Annotated in this window: 15 protein-coding genes and 1 tRNA gene; 12 read left to right on the top strand and 4 right to left on the bottom strand. The window is 58.6% G+C overall.

Features of this window, described 5'->3' with window-relative positions:
* Positions 1–43 precede the first annotated feature (43 nt).
* Positions 44–238, top strand: a complete 195-nt coding sequence (locus RA27_RS05520) for a hypothetical protein (RefSeq protein ID WP_039535666.1) — start codon at positions 44–46, stop codon at positions 236–238.
* 6 nt (positions 239–244) lie between these two features.
* Here the strand turns inward: RA27_RS05520 and RA27_RS05515 are convergent, their stop codons facing one another.
* Both RA27_RS05515 and RA27_RS05510 read right to left on the bottom strand, forming a co-directional pair.
* Complete coding sequence (locus RA27_RS05515) at positions 245–961, bottom strand: RlmE family RNA methyltransferase (RefSeq protein WP_039535664.1); 717 nt, start codon at positions 959–961, stop codon at positions 245–247.
* Positions 961–2,073, bottom strand: coding sequence for a Ppx/GppA phosphatase family protein (locus RA27_RS05510; protein ID WP_039535662.1), 1,113 nt, complete (start codon positions 2,071–2,073; stop codon positions 961–963). Before RA27_RS05510 ends, RA27_RS05515 begins: the two co-directional genes overlap by 1 nt.
* A 241-nt stretch (positions 2,074–2,314) precedes the next feature.
* On the opposite strand from RA27_RS05510, the gene RA27_RS05505 reads away from it, so the two are divergent.
* The 5 genes from RA27_RS05505 (at position 2,315) to RA27_RS05485 (ending at position 6,622) form a co-directional block, all read left to right on the top strand.
* A complete protein-coding gene (locus RA27_RS05505; protein WP_039535660.1) occupies positions 2,315–2,611 on the top strand; it encodes a virulence factor in 297 nt (98 codons plus the stop codon).
* A 26-nt stretch (positions 2,612–2,637) separates the two neighbouring features.
* Positions 2,638–3,564: a methylenetetrahydrofolate reductase gene (locus RA27_RS05500; RefSeq protein ID WP_039535658.1), complete on the top strand. Its 927-nt coding sequence runs from the start codon at positions 2,638–2,640 to the stop codon at positions 3,562–3,564.
* Between the two features lie 9 nt (positions 3,565–3,573).
* Entirely contained in the window at positions 3,574–4,635 is a 1,062-nt protein-coding gene (locus RA27_RS05495) for a methyltetrahydrofolate cobalamin methyltransferase (protein WP_039535656.1), read from the top strand.
* A gap of 122 nt (positions 4,636–4,757) precedes the next feature.
* Positions 4,758–4,831, top strand: a tRNA-Gly gene (locus tag RA27_RS05490).
* Positions 4,832–4,927: 96 nt separating this feature from the next.
* The gene (locus tag RA27_RS05485; protein ID WP_039535654.1) at positions 4,928–6,622 is read left to right on the top strand and encodes an amidohydrolase family protein; all 1,695 of its coding nucleotides are present in this window, start codon (positions 4,928–4,930) and stop codon (positions 6,620–6,622) included.
* Between the two features lie 10 nt (positions 6,623–6,632).
* On the opposite strand, the gene RA27_RS05480 is transcribed toward RA27_RS05485, so the two are convergent.
* A complete protein-coding gene (locus RA27_RS05480; protein ID WP_039535652.1) occupies positions 6,633–8,681 on the bottom strand; it encodes an ASKHA domain-containing protein in 2,049 nt (682 codons plus the stop codon).
* 216 nt (positions 8,682–8,897) lie between these two features.
* Between RA27_RS05480 and guaB the strand changes: the two genes are divergently transcribed.
* The 3 genes from guaB (at position 8,898) to RA27_RS05465 (ending at position 13,963) form a co-directional block, all read left to right on the top strand.
* Positions 8,898–10,346, top strand: coding sequence for an IMP dehydrogenase (gene guaB, locus RA27_RS05475; RefSeq protein WP_039535650.1), 1,449 nt, complete (start codon positions 8,898–8,900; stop codon positions 10,344–10,346).
* Between the two features lie 60 nt (positions 10,347–10,406).
* Entirely contained in the window at positions 10,407–11,570 is a 1,164-nt protein-coding gene (locus RA27_RS05470) for an RsmB/NOP family class I SAM-dependent RNA methyltransferase (RefSeq protein ID WP_039535648.1), read from the top strand.
* A gap of 101 nt (positions 11,571–11,671) precedes the next feature.
* A complete protein-coding gene (locus RA27_RS05465) occupies positions 11,672–13,963 on the top strand; it encodes an ATP-binding protein (protein ID WP_039535646.1) in 2,292 nt (763 codons plus the stop codon).
* 5 nt (positions 13,964–13,968) lie between these two features.
* On the opposite strand, the gene RA27_RS05460 is transcribed toward RA27_RS05465, so the two are convergent.
* The gene (locus RA27_RS05460) at positions 13,969–14,562 is read right to left on the bottom strand and encodes a sulfotransferase family 2 domain-containing protein (RefSeq protein ID WP_039535644.1); all 594 of its coding nucleotides are present in this window, start codon (positions 14,560–14,562) and stop codon (positions 13,969–13,971) included.
* 190 nt (positions 14,563–14,752) lie between these two features.
* Here RA27_RS05460 and recA point away from each other — a divergent pair, with 190 nt between their 5' ends.
* From recA to RA27_RS05445, 3 genes are all read left to right on the top strand, one after another.
* The gene (recA, locus tag RA27_RS05455) at positions 14,753–15,817 is read left to right on the top strand and encodes a recombinase RecA (RefSeq protein ID WP_010440218.1); all 1,065 of its coding nucleotides are present in this window, start codon (positions 14,753–14,755) and stop codon (positions 15,815–15,817) included.
* 221 nt (positions 15,818–16,038) lie between these two features.
* Positions 16,039–18,711, top strand: a complete 2,673-nt coding sequence (alaS, locus tag RA27_RS05450) for an alanine--tRNA ligase (protein ID WP_039535642.1) — start codon at positions 16,039–16,041, stop codon at positions 18,709–18,711.
* A gap of 1 nt (position 18,712) precedes the next feature.
* The gene (locus RA27_RS05445) at positions 18,713–19,000 is read left to right on the top strand and encodes a DUF1330 domain-containing protein (protein ID WP_039535640.1); all 288 of its coding nucleotides are present in this window, start codon (positions 18,713–18,715) and stop codon (positions 18,998–19,000) included.
* The last annotated feature ends 10 nt before the right edge of the window (positions 19,001–19,010 follow it).

The raw sequence follows: 19,010 nt of genomic DNA, 5'->3' as shown, positions 1-19,010 counted from the left end.
TTAAATATCCGGGGCACATGCCAATATTTTCAACAGGTGATGGATGTCGGATCGTAGTGCAACATTTGCAAAGCCTTTGACGGCTGCCCGAAAAACGACGCTGGATCAGCGCATTGAAGAACTCCGCGCACGCGAGCCCGTCGATATCAATCACGGCGAGGCCATCTTGTTGCAAGGCATCGCCACGGCCTCGCTGCGGAAACAGCGCATTGCGCAGGATAAGATCACACTGAATTAACTGCGCTCAACCCCGAAAGCCGGTGGCCACCACGAACTTTTCGGAACTGTCGGACCGGGACGCGGGCGGTTTTACGTTGGCGACCTTGTTGAATTTCTGCTTGAGCAGCTTCTGCAGGTCACCCTCTGCGCCGCCCGCCAGCACCTTGGCGACAAAAGTGCCGCCTTCTTCCAGCACGTCAAACGCGAAATACGCCGCCGTTTCGCATAGCGCCATGATCCTCAGGTGGTCGGTCTGTTTATGGCCCGAGGATGCAGCCGCCATGTCGGACATGACCACATCCGCTTTGCCGCCCAGCCAGTCCTTGACCTTTTGGTCGGCGTCGTCTTCCATGAAATCAAGCACATGCGCGGTGGCCCCGGCGACCGGTTCGACCTCTTGCAGATCGACCCCCAGAACCGTGCCGATACGCTTGCCGCTTTTCTCGCCCAGTGCGTTGACGCGTTGCACCGCCACCTGCAACCAGCCGCCAGGGGCGCAGCCCAGATCAACCACCCGTGCGCCAGGCACCAGAAACCGGAATTTATCGTCCAACTCCAGTATCTTGAAGGCAGCGCGTCCGCGATACCCTTCGGCCTGTGCACGCTTGACATAAGGGTCGTTCAACTGCCGCTCAAGCCAACGGGTCGAGCTGAGCTTGCGCCCGCGTGCGGTCTTGACCTTGACCTTAAGGTCGCGCTGCCCGCGACCCGAGTTGTTTTTGCCAGTCGGTGTTTTCGCCATCAAAACGGTCCGTCTTCCAATACACCGTCCGCGCTCATCTGCGCATACAGCAGACCTTCGCGCAGCCCACGATCCGCCACCGAAAGGCGATCAGTGGGCCAGCAGCGCAGCAATGCCTGCAAAATGGCCGAGCCAGACATGATCAGGGCCTGCCGGTCGTCTCCGATCCGGGGATCGCGGCGGCGCCCACGAGGGCCGAGTTCTAGATACCCACGTATGACCTTGTCAATCTGATCGCTGGTCATGCGCAGCCCGTCCACTTTGGTCCGGTCATAGCGTTTCAGCCCCAGATGCGAGGCGGCGACAGTCGTGACCGTTCCGCTGGTGCCGACAATCTGAAACCCTTCACGCGCCTGTTCGTCTTTGTAGGGCGCAAAATCGGCTAGATTTTCTTCGAAGAACCAGCTCATCAACGCAAAACGGGCGGAATCGTCTTCGACATCGTGAAACTGATCACGCAGGGTTGCCACGCCAAGCGGGACACTGATCCAGTCCACCACTTTGGCGGCCGGAAAGGGGCTTTCGGCAGTGTGGAAGCCGTTGTGCAACCGCATGATCGCGGCCGGGCGGTCGCGGCGTGGAACCGAAGATATGTCGATCCAAACCAGTTCGGTCGAGCCGCCACCGATATCGACGACCAACAATTGTTCCGTCTTGGTCGATACCAGAGGTGCGCAGGAAATCACTGCCAGACGCGCCTCTTCCTCAGGCTGAATAATCTCAAGCGTCAAGCCGGTCTCACGCTTGACCTGCCGGATGAAATCGCGCGAGTTCTTGGCGCGTCGGCAAGCCTCGGTCGCGATCAGGCGCATACGCCTGACCTTGTTGCGTTTCAGCTTTTGCTGGCAGATGCGCAGCGCCTGTACGGTTCGCGCCATCGACGCCCGCGACAACCGCCCGGTGCGTTCCAGACCAGCGCCCAGTTGCACCGATTTGGAGAAGCTGTCTACCACATGGAAGCCACTGCCCTTGGGCTGGGCGATCAACATGCGGCAGCTATTTGTCCCCAGATCCAGCGCCGCATAGAGTGCATCCGGATCGGGTCTTGCTGGCGCGGGGCTTTCGACCGCTTTCGGGAACGCGCCCGCACCTTTGGGACGCTTGGGCGCCATCTGAAACGCCCTCCGATTTTCGAGTTACTCCGACCATAGGTCGCACAATTGGATCACGCAAGACGCTCATTAAAGTCATTAGGATTTTGATGTTCGGTTTTGGGAGCCAGGGCATTAAAAGCTGCGGTATGCAGCTGTGGGCAAAAAGGTCGCTGCAAATGCGCCGGATGTCGAAATTCGACCGACTTGGACCCACATTGAAGTTTAGAACCGCCCCATCGGGTTAGGAGGAATCACAGCAATGCCTGACGTCACCATCGTTTACTGGCGCGACATTCCCGCTCAGGTCATCGTCGGCAAGGGTCGGCGCGGAGCCAAGCGGCAGTTGGAAGAACGGTTTGAACAAGCCATCGACCGTGCGGCGATGAAGGTGAACGCCAAGGACAGTGATGCCTATCTGGCCGAGTGGCGCAAAGCCGAACCTTTCGCAGTTGAGGGCGACCCGTCCGAAATTGCCGAAGCCGAGGCCACGCGTCTGGAAACGGAATACGATCAGGACCGTATCAAGACCCTGATCGCCAATGACGGTTGGGCATGAGCCCCAGATCTTTATGGGAGGCCGCTATGGCTTTGCTGAACTTCAAGAAACGTGATGCGGTCGAAAACGGCCCTGTGAACCCGACCGTCGAAGCCTTTTTGCAGGGCTACTCGATCGAGGTGATGCCGCGCACCGCCGAGAAGGTCGAGGATTTTCGCGCGCTGCTGCCCGAAGGCACGCGCGTCTACATCGCCCATATCGAGGGTACGCCCATCGAAGACATGGTCAAAACCGCCAAGCGCATAGCGGCTGAAGGTTACCCTGTCATGCCGCATTTCCCAGCACGGATCATCAAGGATGCGGCGACGCTGGAAAACTGGATTTCGATGTATCAGGGCGAGGCGGGTGTCGATCAGGCGCTGCTGCTGGCCGGTGGTGTTGACAAACCGCATGGTGATTTCGACAGCTCGATGCAACTGCTGGAAAGCGGTCTGTTCGATAAGGCGGGGTTCAAGCGACTGCACGTTGCCGGCCACCCTGAAGGCAACAAGGATATCGATCCCGACGGCTCGACCAAAAACGTTGACGAGGCACTGCGCTGGAAACAGAAGTTCTCGGAAACCACCGACGCTGAAATGGCACTGGCCACTCAGTTTGCCTTCGACGCCAAGCCGATCATCGCATGGGCGGACAGCCTGAAAGAAGCGGGCATCGACCTGCCGATCCATATCGGTATCGCCGGTCCCGCCAAGCTGCAGACCCTGATCAAGTTCGCCATCGCGTGCGGTGTTGGTCCGTCGCTCAAGGTGCTGCAGAAGCGCGCCATGGATGTGTCCAAGCTGCTGTTGCCCTATGAGCCGACCGATGTGATCACCGAACTGGCCAATCACAAGGCGGCCAACCCGGATTTCAACATCACCAATGTGCACTTCTTCCCGCTGGGCGGGATCAAGACCAATGCCAACTGGGCGATCAACAACGGCGGCGCTTCGGCAAAGCCGGTTAACTCCTAAGGAACGGACATGACCCGTACAGTCGTAGAATCAAAAACAAAAACCGCCGTTCTGGGCTTTGACGAACCGTTCTGCGTGATCGGAGAGCGGATCAACCCAACCGGCCGAAAGAAACTGGCGGCCGAATTGGAAGCGGGCGATTTCTCGACCGTCGAGAAAGACGCGCTGGCTCAGGTTATGGCGGGCGCAACCGTTTTGGATATCAACGCGGGCGTTGTCTACAACTCGAACCCGAACCCGAACGAGACCGAGCCGCCGCTGATGCGCAAGATCGTCGAACTGGTGCAGGGGCTTGTCGATGTGCCGCTGTGCATCGACTCTTCGGTACCGGGTGCATTGGAGGCCGGTCTGGCTGCTGCAGAGGGCCGTCCGCTGTTGAACTCGGTTACAGGCGAAGAAGAGCGTCTGGAGATGGTTCTGCCGCTGGTCAAGAAATACAACGTGCCGGTCGTGGCGATCTCGAACGACGACACGGGCATTTCGGAAGACCCCGATGTGCGTTTTGCAGTCGCTAAAACCATTGTGGAACGCGCCGCCGACCACGGCATCCCGGCCCATGACATCGTGGTTGACCCGCTGGTGATGCCCATCGGCGCGATGGCGACTGCCGGTCAGCAGGTGTTCGCTCTGGTCCGTCGCCTGCGCGAGGAACTGGGTGTGAACACCACTTGCGGTGCGTCCAACATCTCGTTCGGGCTGCCGAACCGTCACGGTATCAACAACGCCTTCCTGCCGATGGCAATGGGCGCTGGTATGACCTCCGCGATCATGAACCCGGTCGCTCTGCCAGTGACGCAGAAGAAAATCGCCGAGAAGAAAGAGGCGGTCGCCGCTGCCGGCATCATCCTGCCCGAAGGCATGGATGATGAAGCATTCGTGCAGATGTTTGGTCTGGGCTCGACCAAGCCACGCGCGGGCAAAGAGATGGAGGCCATCCGTGCCGCCAACCTGCTGACCAACAATGACCCGCATGGCGGTGAGTGGATCAAGTCCAACAAGTCGCCTGAAGAAGCCGGTGCTGCCGGTGGCGCGGGCGGACGCCGCGGTGGTGGCCGCCGCCGTCGCGCTTAAGTTTTGAAAAACAATTGATTGGGCCGGATCTTTGATCCGGCCTTTTTCGTTTTTAACGACGCTTGCAGTCACTCGAAGACCCTTGAACCCCGGCAAGAAGCAATGTTAGTCAACGCCAAGCGGCGGGTATGATGTAATGGTAGCCTGTCAGCTTCCCAAGCTGAACGCGCGGGTTCGATTCCCGCTACCCGCTCCAGATTTTCGTATGTAAATCAAATACTTCTGACGCCATGTCAACCTTGACGGCTGGAGATGCCATTTCCTAGCGTCCGCCTCGTCAGGGGATTTGTCTTTGAGACTTCTAAAGTATTTTCTGGGCGTTGTTGTTGTCTTGTCCGCAATCTGGGTCTGGGCCGCGCGGTCGGATCGTTATCCCGATCGTTATCTGTTGGTCGCGGATCATGTTTGGTCGCCGGGCCTGATCGATGCGGATGCGGTGCTGGTCGATAACGGAGAGATCGTTTCGGTCGGGCGGGCTGCGGAACTGGATACAGATGGGGCCGTTCCGCGCCTTGAATTCCCGGGTAAAACTGTTCTGCCGGGATTGGTCGAGCCGCACACTCATCCCATCGCCAGCGCCTTGCTGGGTGCGGTTGTGGATGTCAGCGGTTTCAATCATCAGAGCCGGGCCGAGGTGATGCAGAGCCTGACCGAAGCCGCCGGAGAAACGGCCCTGACGCCCTGGCTGGTTGCCTTTGGCTGGGACCCGGTCAAAATCGCGGATATTGAACCACCCACGCTGGCAGAGCTGGATGCCATCTCGCCCGACCGACCGATGTTGATCCTGACGCAGATGCTGCACGAGGCTTATGCCAATTCAGCCGCGCAGAAGGCGGCGGGGTTGCCTCTGAGCCACGGTGCGGTGTTGCGGGAACTGGACGAGGTCAACGCCGCCACTTCGGCGATACCGCCCCCGGCACCCGAGGTGGTCGAGATGTTGCTGCGGCAGCAATATCAGGCCTATGCCCGGGCTGGTTTCACCACCATCGGCATCACCGGTGCAGTCGGGCGGCACGCGGACCCGGTGGGCCTGTTGCGCAAGGTTGGGCAGGACAGCAGCGCACCGCTGCGCACCTATCTTTATCTGACTGACGAACAGGCGGGAGATGTCGGCCTGCATGATCCGGCACAGGACCGGTTCGCGATTCTGGGTACCAAGCTCTGGGTTGATGGCTCACCCTTCACCGGCGGCGCGGCGATTGCCATGCCTTACGAGGATACCCATCTGGTGCGCGAACGTCTGGGGCTGGCGCATGATCATTCAGGCCCTGACCTGGGCGATCCCGAGAGCTTTGCCGACAAGATCGTCGAGTTACATGCGGCGGGGCATCAGATCGCCTTGCATGTACAGGGCGAACGCGCGGTGGATTGGGGCCTGAACGGATTTGCGCGGGCGCAGGAATTGTATCCCAACCCGGATTTGCATCACCGGCTGGAACATAACGCTCTGATCACCCAGGCGCAGATGACCCGCGCGGTCGATCTGAGTGTGTCACTTGGGTTTTTCGTCGACCACATCACCTATTACGGCCATCGACTGCCCGAGCTGTTCGGGCCGGACCGGGCAGGGCGGTATATGCCCGCAGGTGCCGCGCAGCAGGCCGGTGCGGTCGTCACCTTGCACGGTGATCATCCGGCCACGCCGCTGGGGCCGCTGCTCACCCTGAAAACCGCTGTTACGCGGCTTGGCCCGGACGGGGCGGTCCTGTCACCGGAGCAGGCACTCTCGGTCGAGGATGCCTTGACCGCGATGACCCGAAATGCGGCGATCCAGCTGGGCCAGGGCGGACGTTTCGGAGAGATCGCGCCGGGCCAACGGGCCGATTTCACCATCTTTTCCGGCAATCCGATCGAGACGCCGCCGGACCAGTTGGATCAGTTGGGCGTCGACCGTACGATTATCGACGGCCAACCCGCAGACCTGCGGCCTTTGTGGCTGTCGCGACCCGGTCTGATGCTGCGGGTCGCGGCCTCGGTCGTTTTTTAGGCTCAGAATGTTAGTCCCGGCGCCGACGGCGGCGTCCGCCGCCCGATTGGGCCTCGGCCCCGCCGGTGTTGAAGCTTGGGTTCGGTAGCGTGATGACCTGACTCAGTTCCGGGAATGGATCAGTCTTGTGTGGGATTGCGTTGGCAGCGACGAAATGGTCCTGAAACTTGGGCTCAATGGCGGTTTCGATCTTGGTGATCTCTCGCACAACCCGTTCGATTTCGGCGCGCGATCCGATGTTGCACAAGGCAATCCGGGCACCGGTGCCTGCAGCGTTGCCGGCGCTTGAGACTTTATCCAGCGGTGCGTCGGGGATCATGCCCAGAACCATCGCGTGTTTGGTCGAGATATGCGCGCCAAAGGCTCCGGCCAGAACGACGCGGTCCACATGGTCGACCTCCATCTCGTCCATCAACAGGCGCGCACCGGCATAGAGCGCGGATTTCGCCAGTTGGATGGCGCGGATATCGCCTTGGGTTACGGTTATGCGCGGGCCACCCTCGGCGCTGGCATCATGTATCAGATAAGCGTGTGTACGCCCCTCTGGGACACAGCGCGCGGTGCCTGTTTGCTCTGCTGATCCTATCAGGCCGCTTTCGTCCAACAGTCCGGCGATACGCATTTCCGCGACGGCTTCAATGATGCCCGAACCGCAGATGCCGGTGATGCCAGTGGTGGCGATGTCCTGATCGAAACCTTCTTCATCGGACCATTTTTCGGAGCCGATGATGCGGAATCGGGGCTCTTTGGTGACCGGGTCAATCTCGATCCGCTCGATGGCCCCAGGCGCCGCGCGCTGGCCCGAGCTGATCTGAGCACCTTCAAAGGCGGGGCCGGTAGGCGAGGAACAGGCAAGCACCCGACGGGTGTCGCCAAGCAGGATTTCCGCGTTGGTGCCGACATCGACGATCAGCACAAGGTCTTCGGATTTTCCCGGCTCCTCGGAAAGCGCCACGGCGGCGCAGTCAGCGCCCACATGGCCCGCGATGCAGGGCAGGATATAAACCTGTGCGCGCGGGTTCATGTGGGTCAGGTCCATCTCGCGAGCAGGCAATAAGACACTTTCGGATGTTGCCAGCGCAAAAGGTGCCTGACCCAGTTCGACCGGGTCGAGGCCCAGCAGTAGGTGGTGCATCACCGGGTTGCAGACAAATACGGTTTCCATGATCAGCGCGGCATCAATCCCGGCCTCTTCCGCAATCGAGGTCGTCAGGTCGTTGATTGCCTCACGTACGGCTTTCGTCATCTCCTTGTCGCCGCCGGGGTTCATCATCGCATAGGAGACGCGGCTCATCAGGTCTTCGCCAAAGCGAATCTGAGGGTTCATCAGGCCCGAGGAGGCTTTGACTTCACCCGTCTCGAGGTCGGTCAAATGGGCGGCGATTGTTGTCGAGCCCAGGTCGATGGCCAGGCCATAGAGGCCATGTTCATGCAGACCGGGCCAGATTTCGACGATACGGGCCACACTATCCTTGTGGCCTTTATGAACGGCAACCGTGACTTCCCATTTGCCTTTACGCAAAACCGGCTGAAGCTTGGACATCAGCGAGAGATCAGCCGTGACGGCCTCGATCTTCCATTGTTCGCGCAGGGCGCGCTCCAGCCGCTCCAGATCTCCGGTCGGGGAATGCATATCCGGCTCTTCGACCACCACGAAGTAAAGGCGCGTTGCCGGGTCCATCGTGATTGCCCGTGCTGTGGCTGCCTTGCGCACGACCTGACGGTGGACCTGACTTTCAGGAGGCACATCGATCACGACATCGCCCTGAACCGTGGCCTGACATCCAAGTCGCCGACCCGGCTTCAACCCGCGCTTGTCGTCATAGCGTTGCTCGACCGCGTTCCATTCGCTCAACGCGCCTTCGGCGACGGTGACGCCATGTTTGGGAAACTCGCCATAGCTTGGCGTGATCTGGCATTTCGAGCAGATGCCGCGCCCGCCGCAGACCGAATCCAAATCGACACCCAATTGCCGCGCGGCGGTCAGAATCGGGGTGCCGACGGGAAAATGCCCGCGCTTTCCGGACGGGGTGAAAACGATAAGTGGTTCGGTGGTCATGAATGGCCTGCCTTTTGTATTCGCGCGTATGACCGGCAAGATATGGGTTTAAGCGCAAAGGGAAAGGGCATTCAGCGGCAGGTTTTGAACAGGTTGCGTCGTTTTCGGGCGCCGATGAGACCAGTAATGCGAAACATCTTGGGATCAGGGCTTTTCCTTGTGCGAAATCCATGTCATAGGGTCACCGTCAAACGGGCTTTTGCATGGGGTTTTCAGATGCAGATTCGTGAGGCACTCACCTTTGACGACGTTCTACTGGTTCCGGGCGCATCTTCTGTGCTGCCGGCAACTGCGGATACGACCACGCGCGTGACGCGCGAGATCACCATGAATATCCCTCTGCTGAGTTCGGCGATGGATACGGTCACCGAGGCACGCATGGCCATTGCCATGGCGCAGGCGGGCGGGATCGGAGTGGTCCACAAAAACCTCTCGGTCGAGGAGCAGGCCCGCGAGGTGCGGCGCGTCAAACGGTTCGAATCAGGCATCGTTTATAACCCCGTGACTTTACGCGCCGATCAGACGCTGGCGGATGCGCAGGCTTTGGTCGAGCGCTACAACTTCACGGGTTTTCCTGTGGTTGAGGAAGACGGTCGCGTTGTTGGCATCGTCACCAACCGGGATATGCGTTTTGCCACCTCTGATGATACGCCGATCAAAGCGATGATGACCTCGGACAATCTGGCGATGCTGCAGGAACCCGCCGATCTGGAAGAGGCCAAAAGCCTGATGCGCGCACGTCGGATCGAGAAACTTCTGGTTGTCGACGGCGACGGCAAGCTGACCGGCCTGTTGACACTAAAGGACACCGAGCAGGCAGTTCTTAACCCCACCGCCTGTAAGGACAGACTGGGCCGTTTGAGGGTCGCCGCCGCGACTTCCGTTGGGGACGCCGGGTTCGAGCGGTCCGAACAACTGGTGGATTCGGGTGTCGATATCATTGTTGTCGATACTGCTCATGGGCATTCTCAAGGGGTTCTGGATGCGGTCAAGCGCGCGAAGACCCTCTCGAACGAAGTACAGATCATCGCGGGCAATGTCGCCACGGGCGACGCGGCCCGGGCGTTGATCGATGCGGGTGCTGATGCAATCAAGGTCGGCATCGGGCCGGGCTCGATCTGTACTACGCGGATGGTCGCGGGCGTTGGCGTTCCTCAGTTGACAGCGATTATGGATTGCGCGGCTGCGGCGGGCGATGTGCCGGTAATCGCGGATGGGGGTATCAAATTCTCAGGCGATTTCGCCAAGGCCATTGCGGCAGGTGCGTCCTGCGCCATGGTAGGCTCGATGATCGCTGGCACGGATGAAAGCCCGGGCGAGGTTATCCTCTATCAGGGGCGTTCGTTCAAATCCTATCGCGGTATGGGCAGTCTGGGCGCTATGGCGCGTGGTTCGGCTGACCGTTACTTCCAGAAAGACGCTGCCAACGACAAACTGGTGCCCGAGGGGATCGAGGGGCAGGTGCCTTACAAAGGATCGGCCAGCGCCGTTATTCACCAGCTGGTTGGTGGCCTGCGTGCCGCCATGGGGTATACCGGTTGTGGCACGGTGGATGAGATGCGCCGCAATTGTAACTTCGTCAAAATCACCGGTGCGGGCCTGAAAGAAAGCCACGTGCATGACGTACAGATCACACGTGAAAGCCCGAATTATCGGGTCATGTAAGCCCAAGGCGCCTCGGTCGAGGCGCCGCAAGGCTGTTGGCGCAGACAAACGGAAACCGCGATGACACCTGCTGCCCGTGTCCAGGCCTCGATCGAGATTCTCGACGACATTCTTGCCGGTGCCCCGGTTGAGAAGGCGTTGACTGGTTGGGCCCGGCGCAGCCGGTTTGCGGGCTCCAAGGATCGTGCCGCGATCAGAGATCATGTGTTCGACGCGCTTCGCTGCAAGCGATCTTTCGCGGCTTTGGGTGGCGCGGAAACAGGTCGCGGATTGATGATCGGCGCGATCCGATCCTTTGGGGGCGATTCTGGACAGCTGTTCACCGGCCAGCATTATGCGCCCGCGCAAGTGGCGGTAGCCGAGCAAGGCAGGCCGTTTCAAACCGAAGCTGAACGTCTGGATATTCCAGAGTGGCTGTGGCCCGCGTTTCAGGCTGCGCTGAAAGACGACGCTGAGGGTGCCGCAAAAGCACTGCAATCCCGTGCTCCGGTGCATTTGAGGGTCAATCTGCTGAAGGCCGATCTGTCCACAGCTATTCAATGGCTGTCGGAAGAAGGCATCGAGGCGCAACCTCATTCGGCTTGCGAGACTGCATTGGAAGTCACAAAAGGCGCACGCAAGATTTCTCACAGCCGCCCTTACACAGACGGAGTGGTGGAATTGCAGGACGCCGCGAGCCAGGCAGTGATTGCCGCGCTGGAATTGCGACCCGGAATGCGGGTTCTGGACTACTGCGCAGGAGGTGGCGGGAAGACCCTGGCGCTGGCCGCCAGACTCGAGCGCGTTCAGGTCTTCGCCCATGACGCCAATCCCGGTCGTATGCGCGACCTGCCGGCGCGTGCGAAAAGGGCAGGCGCAAAAGTACAGGTTCTAACCACTGAACAGGCTATCGAACAGGCTCCGTTCGATGTTGTGCTGACGGATGTACCCTGTTCCGGCAGCGGGTCATGGCGCCGCGCGCCGGCCGGAAAATGGGCGCTGACACAAGACCGGTTGAGCGCGTTGAGCCGGACCCAGGCCGAGATTCTGAAGAATGTCGCGCCGCTGGTTGCCACGGAGGGCACGCTTGCCTACGCGACCTGCTCGATGTTGACTGTCGAGAACGACGGGATTGTCGATGAATTTCTGGCCAACCATCTGAATTGGCGGTGCGGGTTTCGAAGAACGTGGCTGGTATCACACGGAACCGATGGTTTTTACACGGCACACTTGACGAGAATATAGACAACAAACACAACCTTAAGGGGTGTGCCGCTGTTCTGTTAAGTGGTGATTAACCATTGCAGGCCGATATTGGTCAGAAATCGTCATAACTCGAGCTTTTTATGTCCAGTGTTTCTGATGTTTTTCCCTCTCGCTCTGGTCGATGGAAAATTGACCGCGGGCGTTATGTCTCGTTGGCGCTGATCGCCGTTTTGTTAAGTTTATTCCCGTTTCTCGGGGTTTTACCGCACCAATTGAATGCCGGAGTGGCGGCTGTTGGAGTGTCCTTCCTTGCTGTATTGACCTTCGCGTTGACGCGCGCTTGGGTCATCAGTCAGATCGAAGCGCAAACCCGTGCCGCATTACTGGTTTTTCTGGAGCAGGAAACCGACGCGTGTATTGTTACCGACTCGGCGGGTGAGATTCTGGTCGCCAACGCCCACGCCGCTTCCCGTCTGATTAACGGCATCAATCCACGGCTCGAAGAGTGTCTCCGTTCAGTGTTTGCCAACCCTGCGGCTGTGCTGTTGCGTTTGCAAGCGCTCGCGCAAGCGCAGGGCAAAGCGGAAGAGGATATAGTCACCCGGGGGCAGACAATACCGGTTTCCGTTTCCCGGTTGAGCCATGATCGTTTGTGTTGGCGTTTCACGCTGGACGCCCCGCAATTGTGGCGCAACGTTCACCTCCCTGTCGTGACCGTTGGGCGTAATGACGTTGTTCTCGATGCCAATGGCGCAGCGACCGATTTGTTTGGTCAGGTCCCGAAGGTTTTGAAGCAGATACCTCGGAGGGATGCGGCTGCCGACGACAATGTTGTCCGGGTGGCGACCTCTGGCGGCGACAGGACGTTCGCGGTTTCAACGCTAAGGAAAAGCGGGATCGCGCGCGAACTTCTTTTGACACCCGTAAGGGATGTTAAAACGGAGCAGAAGGCGGCGTCTTTTGCTGATCTGCCGGTTCCGATCATGCGCCTGTCCACGAAAGGTGAGATCAGCGAAGCAAACCGCCTGGCTGTTGAGTTGGTCGGTGAGATACAGCCCGAACAAACCAATATCGAAGAGATAATGCAGGGGCTCGGTTACCCGATCCGAGACTGGCTGGCCCATGCCGCCCAGCAAGGTGCGGCGCCACGGTCAGAGTTCCTGCGGTTGGCGCGGAAGGATAAAGAGGTTTTCGTACAGGTCACGCTGTCACGGATTCTCAAGGATGATCAGGTCTATCTGATCGCCGTTCTGAACGATGCGACCGAGTTGAAAACGCTGGAGGCGCAGTTTGTTCAGGGCCAGAAGATGCAGGCTGTTGGGCAACTCGCGGGTGGTGTGGCGCATGACTTCAACAACTTGTTGACCGCGATCTCGGGGCATTGCGATTTGCTGCTGTTGCGCCACGATCAGAATGACCCGAACTACGGTGACCTCGTGCAGATCAACCAGAACGCCAATCGCGCGGCTGCGCTGGTCAGCCAGCTTTTGGCGTTCTCGCGCAAGCAGACTCTCCGGCCCGAGGTTCTGGATCTGCGCGACACGATTTCCGATCTAATTCACCTACTGAACCGGCTTGTCGGCGAAAAGGTGCGCCTTACGCTCAGCCATGATCCGGTCCTCAAACCTGTCCGCGCGGACAAGCGTCAGTTGGAGCAGGTGTTGATGAATCTTGTCGTCAACGCACGCGATGCGATGCCGGAGGGTGGAGAGATCAGGATCGAAACCGAAGTGCTGACGTTGGATCAGCCCGTTTCGCGCGACCGGGCGACCGTGCAGCCGGGGGAATACGTGACGGTTAAGGTCATCGACAGCGGAGTGGGGATTCCCGCGGACAAGCTGCAAAAGGTGTTCGAACCCTTCTACACCACAAAGCGCACAGGCGAAGGTACGGGTCTGGGGCTATCGACCGTTTACGGTATCATCAAGCAGACCGGAGGTTTCATATTCGTCGACAGCATCCAGAACAAAGGGACAGAGTTCACCGTGCTTCTGCCGGTGAGTGCAGGGATACAAACACCTCAACCTGCTGTTCCGGAAGCCCCCGGGGAACAACGTCCTCATCAGGGTGAAGGCGTGGTTCTGCTGGTCGAAGACGAAGCGCCTGTGCGCGCATTTGCGACGCGGGCATTGCGGCTCAAGGGGTATACCGTGCTCGAGGCGGAATCGGCCGAGGATGCGCTGAAACTGCTGGATGATCCGAATCTGTCGGTGGATGTTTTCGTAACCGACGTGGTCATGCCAGGGATGGATGGCCCAACCTGGGTGCGACAGGCCATGAAAGAACGCTCCGACGTGCGGGTGGTGTTCATGTCAGGATATACAGAAGGTGCATTTGGCGAGGCAGGTCCAGAGATTGAAAACTCCACCTTCCTGCCTAAACCCTTCTCGCTGACCCAATTGACCGAAGCAGTGTTTCAACAACTCAACTGAGAAAGCTATTCCGCGGACTGATGCAGGGCAAATTCGGCGGCGTGCAGCGAATGAAACCTTTGCTGGGTTTCCGTCGAGAGATCCATTGGACCGTCAGGGGAGACGTTTTCACGCGGAAGATCGATGCTGCACTCCAGTCGTTTCTGAAGGAATTCCAATATCTTATTCTGGTTCTCGTATTTGAAGATATGGGTCACACCGGCGCTGTTGCTGCGCGGGAGAAGGAACTCGGTCTGGCATCCGACATCTGCGAAAGCCGGACGTGGGTCCTGCATATAGGCGTTCAGAAATGCTTCGAAACTCAGGTTTCGTGTGGAATGCGGATGATTGGCCAATTCGGGACGTGAACGATAACGATACCAGCTTCCCAGCCAGTCGACAGGTTCGCGGACGATTGCCATCACGTCCATCTCCGTATCGAACATTTTACGAAACATGGTCTGAAAGAAGCGATCATACCGCCGCATGTTCGCGTGTTTCAGGTCCGTAGGCCCCGACACAACGATATCTGCCCGATCACGCAAGGCCGTCTGATAGGCGGTGCTGCCGGTTTTGGGAACGGACAAAAGCGCCAGCCGCTTTTCATAAAAAACAAGCATTTATCTTTTCTCTTCAACGCTTTTCGTGTCGCAGATTGTCGTAAACGACTCTTTAACACAATTGCTGAACAGTGAATTGCATAAGTTTTAGTTGAAATGTTCTCTTTTTGGTCCCATAAGGAACAAGAGGCGAACAAAGCAGTGATTGCCGCCCGATCAAGGGTGTGACAAAAGAGAAGGCGACAGGACAATGGCGGATCTTCTGACGATGAGCGATAAGAAAAACGCAGACAAGCAAAAGGCGCTCGACAGCGCATTGGCACAGATCGAACGGCAGTTTGGCAAAGGCTCGATCATGAAGCTGGGCGAGGATTCCAAGCAGGATATCGAGGCCAGCTCGACCGGATCTTTGGGGCTGGACATTGCGCTAGGGATCGGCGGTCTGCCGATGGGCCGGATCGTTGAGATTTATGGACCGGAAAGCTCGGGCAAAACCACGCTGACGCTGCATTGCATTGCAGAACAGCAGAAACGCGGCGGTGTCTGCGCGTTTGTTGATGCGGAACATGCCCTGGACCCGCAATATGCGCGCAAACTGGGTGTGGATCTGGATGAGTTGCTGATCTCGCAGCCCGATACCGGAGAGCAGGCGCTTGAGATCACCGATACGCTGGTACGCTCGGGTGCGGTGAACATGGTCGTTGTCGACTCGGTTGCGGCTTTGACACCCAAGTCCGAGCTGGAAGGAGACATGGGTGACAGCAGCGTAGGCGTACAGGCCCGATTGATGAGCCAGGCCATGCGGAAACTGACCGGTTCGATCAATCGCTCGAACTGCATGGTGATCTTCATCAACCAGATCCGGATGAAAATCGGGGTCATGTTTGGCAGCCCGGAAACCACCACTGGCGGTAACGCATTGAAATTCTATAGCTCGGTTCGTCTGGATATCCGCCGTATCGGTGCGATCAAGGACCGGGATGAAGTGGTTGGCAACCAGACCCGCGTCAAGGTCGTCAAGAACAAGGTGGCACCACCGTTCAAGCAGGTGGAATTCGACATCATGTATGGCGAAGGTATCTCAAAAATGGGTGAGTTGCTGGATCTTGGTGTAAAGGCCGGCGTGGTCGAGAAATCAGGGTCGTGGTTCAGTTATGGCGACGAACGGATTGGTCAGGGGCGCGAGAATGCCAAGCAGTATTTGCGCGACAACAGCCGGGCGGCGCTTGAGATCGAGGACAAGATTCGCGCCGCACACGGTCTGGATTTCGAGATGCCACCCGAAGCGGAAGAGGATGATATCCTCGAGGCTTAAGACCCGCTGACGGGAACAGCCGAAATTCCCGGCACCCCGATGGTGTCAGGAATACTAGCACAGGGCGGTCCATTGTGGCCGCCTTTTTTCGTTTCACACGCCCTCAACACGGCTGAGATAGCTGCTTATCCTTGGGGCTATCGGTCTATCCTGTGGACTATCGTTGGGGACGGGGATAAACCCATGAACGAATAAGATGATTGCGCGCTGAGAGAGCCCAAATGCCCACGCTGAACGAAATCCGATCGACCTTTTTGAACTACTTTGCCAAGCAGGGCCATGAAGTGGTTGCATCCAGCCCGCTTGTTCCCCGCAATGATCCGACATTGATGTTCGTGAACTCGGGCATGGTGCAGTTCAAGAATTTATTCACCGGCGTGGAAACCCGCGACTATCAGCGCGCCACAACAGCGCAAAAATGTGTGCGCGCCGGGGGCAAACACAACGATCTGGACAATGTCGGTTACACTGCGCGCCATCATACTTTCTTTGAAATGCTGGGGAATTTCTCGTTCGGAGATTACTTCAAGCCCGACGCGATCCCGTTTGCCTGGGAGTTGATCACCAAAGAATTCGGGATCGACAAAAACCGGCTGCTCACCACCGTTTATCATACAGATGACGAAGCATTCGAGATCTGGAAAAAGGTCGGCGTTCCCGAGGACCGGATTATCCGCATCGCCACCAATGATAACTTCTGGCAGATGGGGCCGACCGGTCCATGCGGTCCGTGCACCGAGATTTTCTATGATCACGGCGATCACATCTGGGGTGGCCCTCCGGGATCGCCCGAGGAAGACGGTGATCGTTTCATCGAAATCTGGAACATCGTTTTCATGCAGAACGAGCAGTTCGAGGACGGCTCGATGGTCGAGCTGGATATGCAGTCGATCGACACCGGCATGGGGCTTGAACGGATCGGGGCATTGCTGCAGGGCAGCCATGACAACTATGACACCGACCTGTTCAAAACGCTGATCGAGGCGTCTGCGGAGGCAACCGGTGTCGATCCTTATGGGGATCAGAACGTGCATCATCGGGTGATCGCGGATCACCTGCGTTCGACGTCGTTTCTGATTGCGGATGGGGTGATGCCGTCGAACGACGGCCGTGGATACGTTCTTCGCCGTATCATGCGCCGTGCGATGCGTCATGCGCATTTGTTGGGGGCCAAAGATCCGGTAATGTATCGTTTGGTGCCAACGCTGGTTCAGCTGATGGGGGCGCAATACACCGAACTCGGTCAGGCGCAGCCGCTGATTGAAGAGACCTTGTTGCTGGAGGAAACCCGGTTCAAACAGACATTGGATCGTGGTCTGAAACTGCTGGATGACGAAGTCTCTGCTCTGCCCGAAGGCGAACCGCTGCCCGGAAATGCGGCGTTCAAGCTCTATGATACGTACGGTTTCCCACTTGATCTGACGCAGGATGCACTGCGCGAGAAAGGCCGTACGGTAGACACCGATGGATTTGACGCGGCCATGGCCGAGCAGAAGGCCAAGGCGCGTGCCGCATGGGCCGGGTCCGGAGAGTCCGCAGATCAGGTTGTCTGGTTCGATGTCCTGGATACGGCAGGAGCCACCGATTTCCTGGGCTACGACACCGAAAAAGCGGAGGGGCAGGTTGCAGCTTTGGTGGTCGACGGTGCTTTGGTCGACAAGATCGAACAGGGTGGCAGCGGTTGGCTCGTGGTCAATCAGACACCGTTCTACGGCGAGGCGGGTGGTCAGGTTGGCGATACCGGCGAAATCCGCAGACTGGACGAGCGTGATGATGTTGCCCGCGTCGAGGACACAAGAAAATTTGCCGACGGCAAAGTTTATGCCCACAAGGTCACAGTTGATCATGGGGTGATTTCGAAAGGAGACGCGGTTGAGCTGGACGTTGATCACGCCCGCCGCACGGCCATTCGCGCGAACCACTCCGCGACGCACCTTCTGCACGAAGCTCTGCGTGAGACGCTGGGAGACCACGTGGCGCAGCGCGGTTCGTTAAACGCGTCGGATCGTTTGCGGTTTGATTTCAGCCACTCCAAAGCTCTGTCTCTGGAAGAAGTGCAGAAGGTCGAGCGTGAGGTGAACGCGTTCATCCGTCAGAATTCAACGGTCGAGACCCGCATCATGACTCCGGATGATGCACGCGAACTGGGCGCGCAAGCCCTGTTCGGTGAGAAATACGGGGATGAAGTGCGCGTGGTTTCGATGGGCAAGGCGCCCACTGGTAAAGGTCAGGATGGGGAGACCTGGTCGATCGAACTATGTGGCGGCACCCATGTGCGTCAGACCGGCGATATCGGAACTTTTGTCGTGCTTGGCGATAGCGCCAGCAGCGCAGGTGTGCGGCGGATCGAGGCTTTGACCGGCGAGGAAGCGTTCAGATACCTGTCAGCGCAGGATCACCGCCTTGGTGCTCTTGCATCCGAACTGAAGGCGCAGCCGGACGATGTCGTCGCGCGTGTGAGGTCGCTGTTGGATGAACGCAAGGCTCTGCAGAACGAAGTCGCTCAATTGCGCCGTGATCTGGCCATGGCCGGAGGTGCAGGGCAGGGCGGCGGATCTGAGGCGCGTAACGTGAATGGCGTAGCGTTTCTGGCTCAGTCGCTGACGGGTGTATCCGGAAAGGATTTGCCCACCCTGATTGATGAACACAAAAACCGTTTGGGATCGGGCGCTGTGTTGTTGATCGCGGATACGGGCGGCAAAGCGGCGGTGGCGGCGGGCGTCACCACGGACCTGACGGATAAGGTATCTGCCGTGGATCTGGTTCGTGCCGCTGTAGTGGAGCTTGGCGGCAAAGGCGGTGGCGGACGGCCCGACATGGCGCAAGGCGGGGGCAAAGATGCCTCGAACGCAGAAGCGGCGATAAAGGCCGCCGAACAGGTATTGGGAGGATAAGATGCCGGCACTTTGGATCGCACATGTAACGGTGACGGATGCTGAGGCCTACGGAAAGTACGCCGAACTTGCAGGGCCAGCGATTGCTGCACACGGGGGCGAATTCATCGCTCGGGCAGCGCGGTATGTGCAACTGGAGGGCAAGGAGCGTCCACGCAATGTGGTGGCACGCTTTCCATCCGTAGACGCCGCAGTCGAGTGCTACAACTCGCCCGCATACCAACAGGCGCTCGACCATGCCCGCGGGGCCAGTGAACGCGAGTTGGTTGTCGTCGAGATCACGGACTGAGAATCGGGTC

Origin of the sequence: Ruegeria sp. ANG-R (assembly GCF_000813985.1) — a bacterium.
Classification (GTDB): Bacteria; Pseudomonadota; Alphaproteobacteria; order Rhodobacterales; family Rhodobacteraceae; genus Ruegeria.
Note: the sequence above shows the minus strand (reverse complement) of the source record. Positions and strands in the feature narration are given on the sequence as shown.

Coding starts and splice junctions, on each gene's coding strand:
- RA27_RS05520 (WP_039535666.1), top strand. CDS start 44: ATGTCGGATCGTAGTGCAACATTTGCAAAGCCTTTGACGGCTGCCCGA.
- RA27_RS05480 (WP_039535652.1), bottom strand. CDS start 8,681: ATGACCACCGAACCACTTATCGTTTTCACCCCGTCCGGAAAGCGCGGG.
- RA27_RS05445 (WP_039535640.1), top strand. CDS start 18,713: ATGCCGGCACTTTGGATCGCACATGTAACGGTGACGGATGCTGAGGCC.
- RA27_RS05510 (WP_039535662.1), bottom strand. CDS start 2,073: ATGGCGCCCAAGCGTCCCAAAGGTGCGGGCGCGTTCCCGAAAGCGGTC.
- RA27_RS05460 (WP_039535644.1), bottom strand. CDS start 14,562: ATGCTTGTTTTTTATGAAAAGCGGCTGGCGCTTTTGTCCGTTCCCAAA.
- guaB (WP_039535650.1), top strand. CDS start 8,898: ATGCAGATTCGTGAGGCACTCACCTTTGACGACGTTCTACTGGTTCCG.
- RA27_RS05470 (WP_039535648.1), top strand. CDS start 10,407: ATGACACCTGCTGCCCGTGTCCAGGCCTCGATCGAGATTCTCGACGAC.
- RA27_RS05495 (WP_039535656.1), top strand. CDS start 3,574: ATGACCCGTACAGTCGTAGAATCAAAAACAAAAACCGCCGTTCTGGGC.
- RA27_RS05465 (WP_039535646.1), top strand. CDS start 11,672: ATGTCCAGTGTTTCTGATGTTTTTCCCTCTCGCTCTGGTCGATGGAAA.
- RA27_RS05505 (WP_039535660.1), top strand. CDS start 2,315: ATGCCTGACGTCACCATCGTTTACTGGCGCGACATTCCCGCTCAGGTC.
- RA27_RS05515 (WP_039535664.1), bottom strand. CDS start 961: ATGGCGAAAACACCGACTGGCAAAAACAACTCGGGTCGCGGGCAGCGC.
- alaS (WP_039535642.1), top strand. CDS start 16,039: ATGCCCACGCTGAACGAAATCCGATCGACCTTTTTGAACTACTTTGCC.
- RA27_RS05500 (WP_039535658.1), top strand. CDS start 2,638: ATGGCTTTGCTGAACTTCAAGAAACGTGATGCGGTCGAAAACGGCCCT.
- recA (WP_010440218.1), top strand. CDS start 14,753: ATGGCGGATCTTCTGACGATGAGCGATAAGAAAAACGCAGACAAGCAA.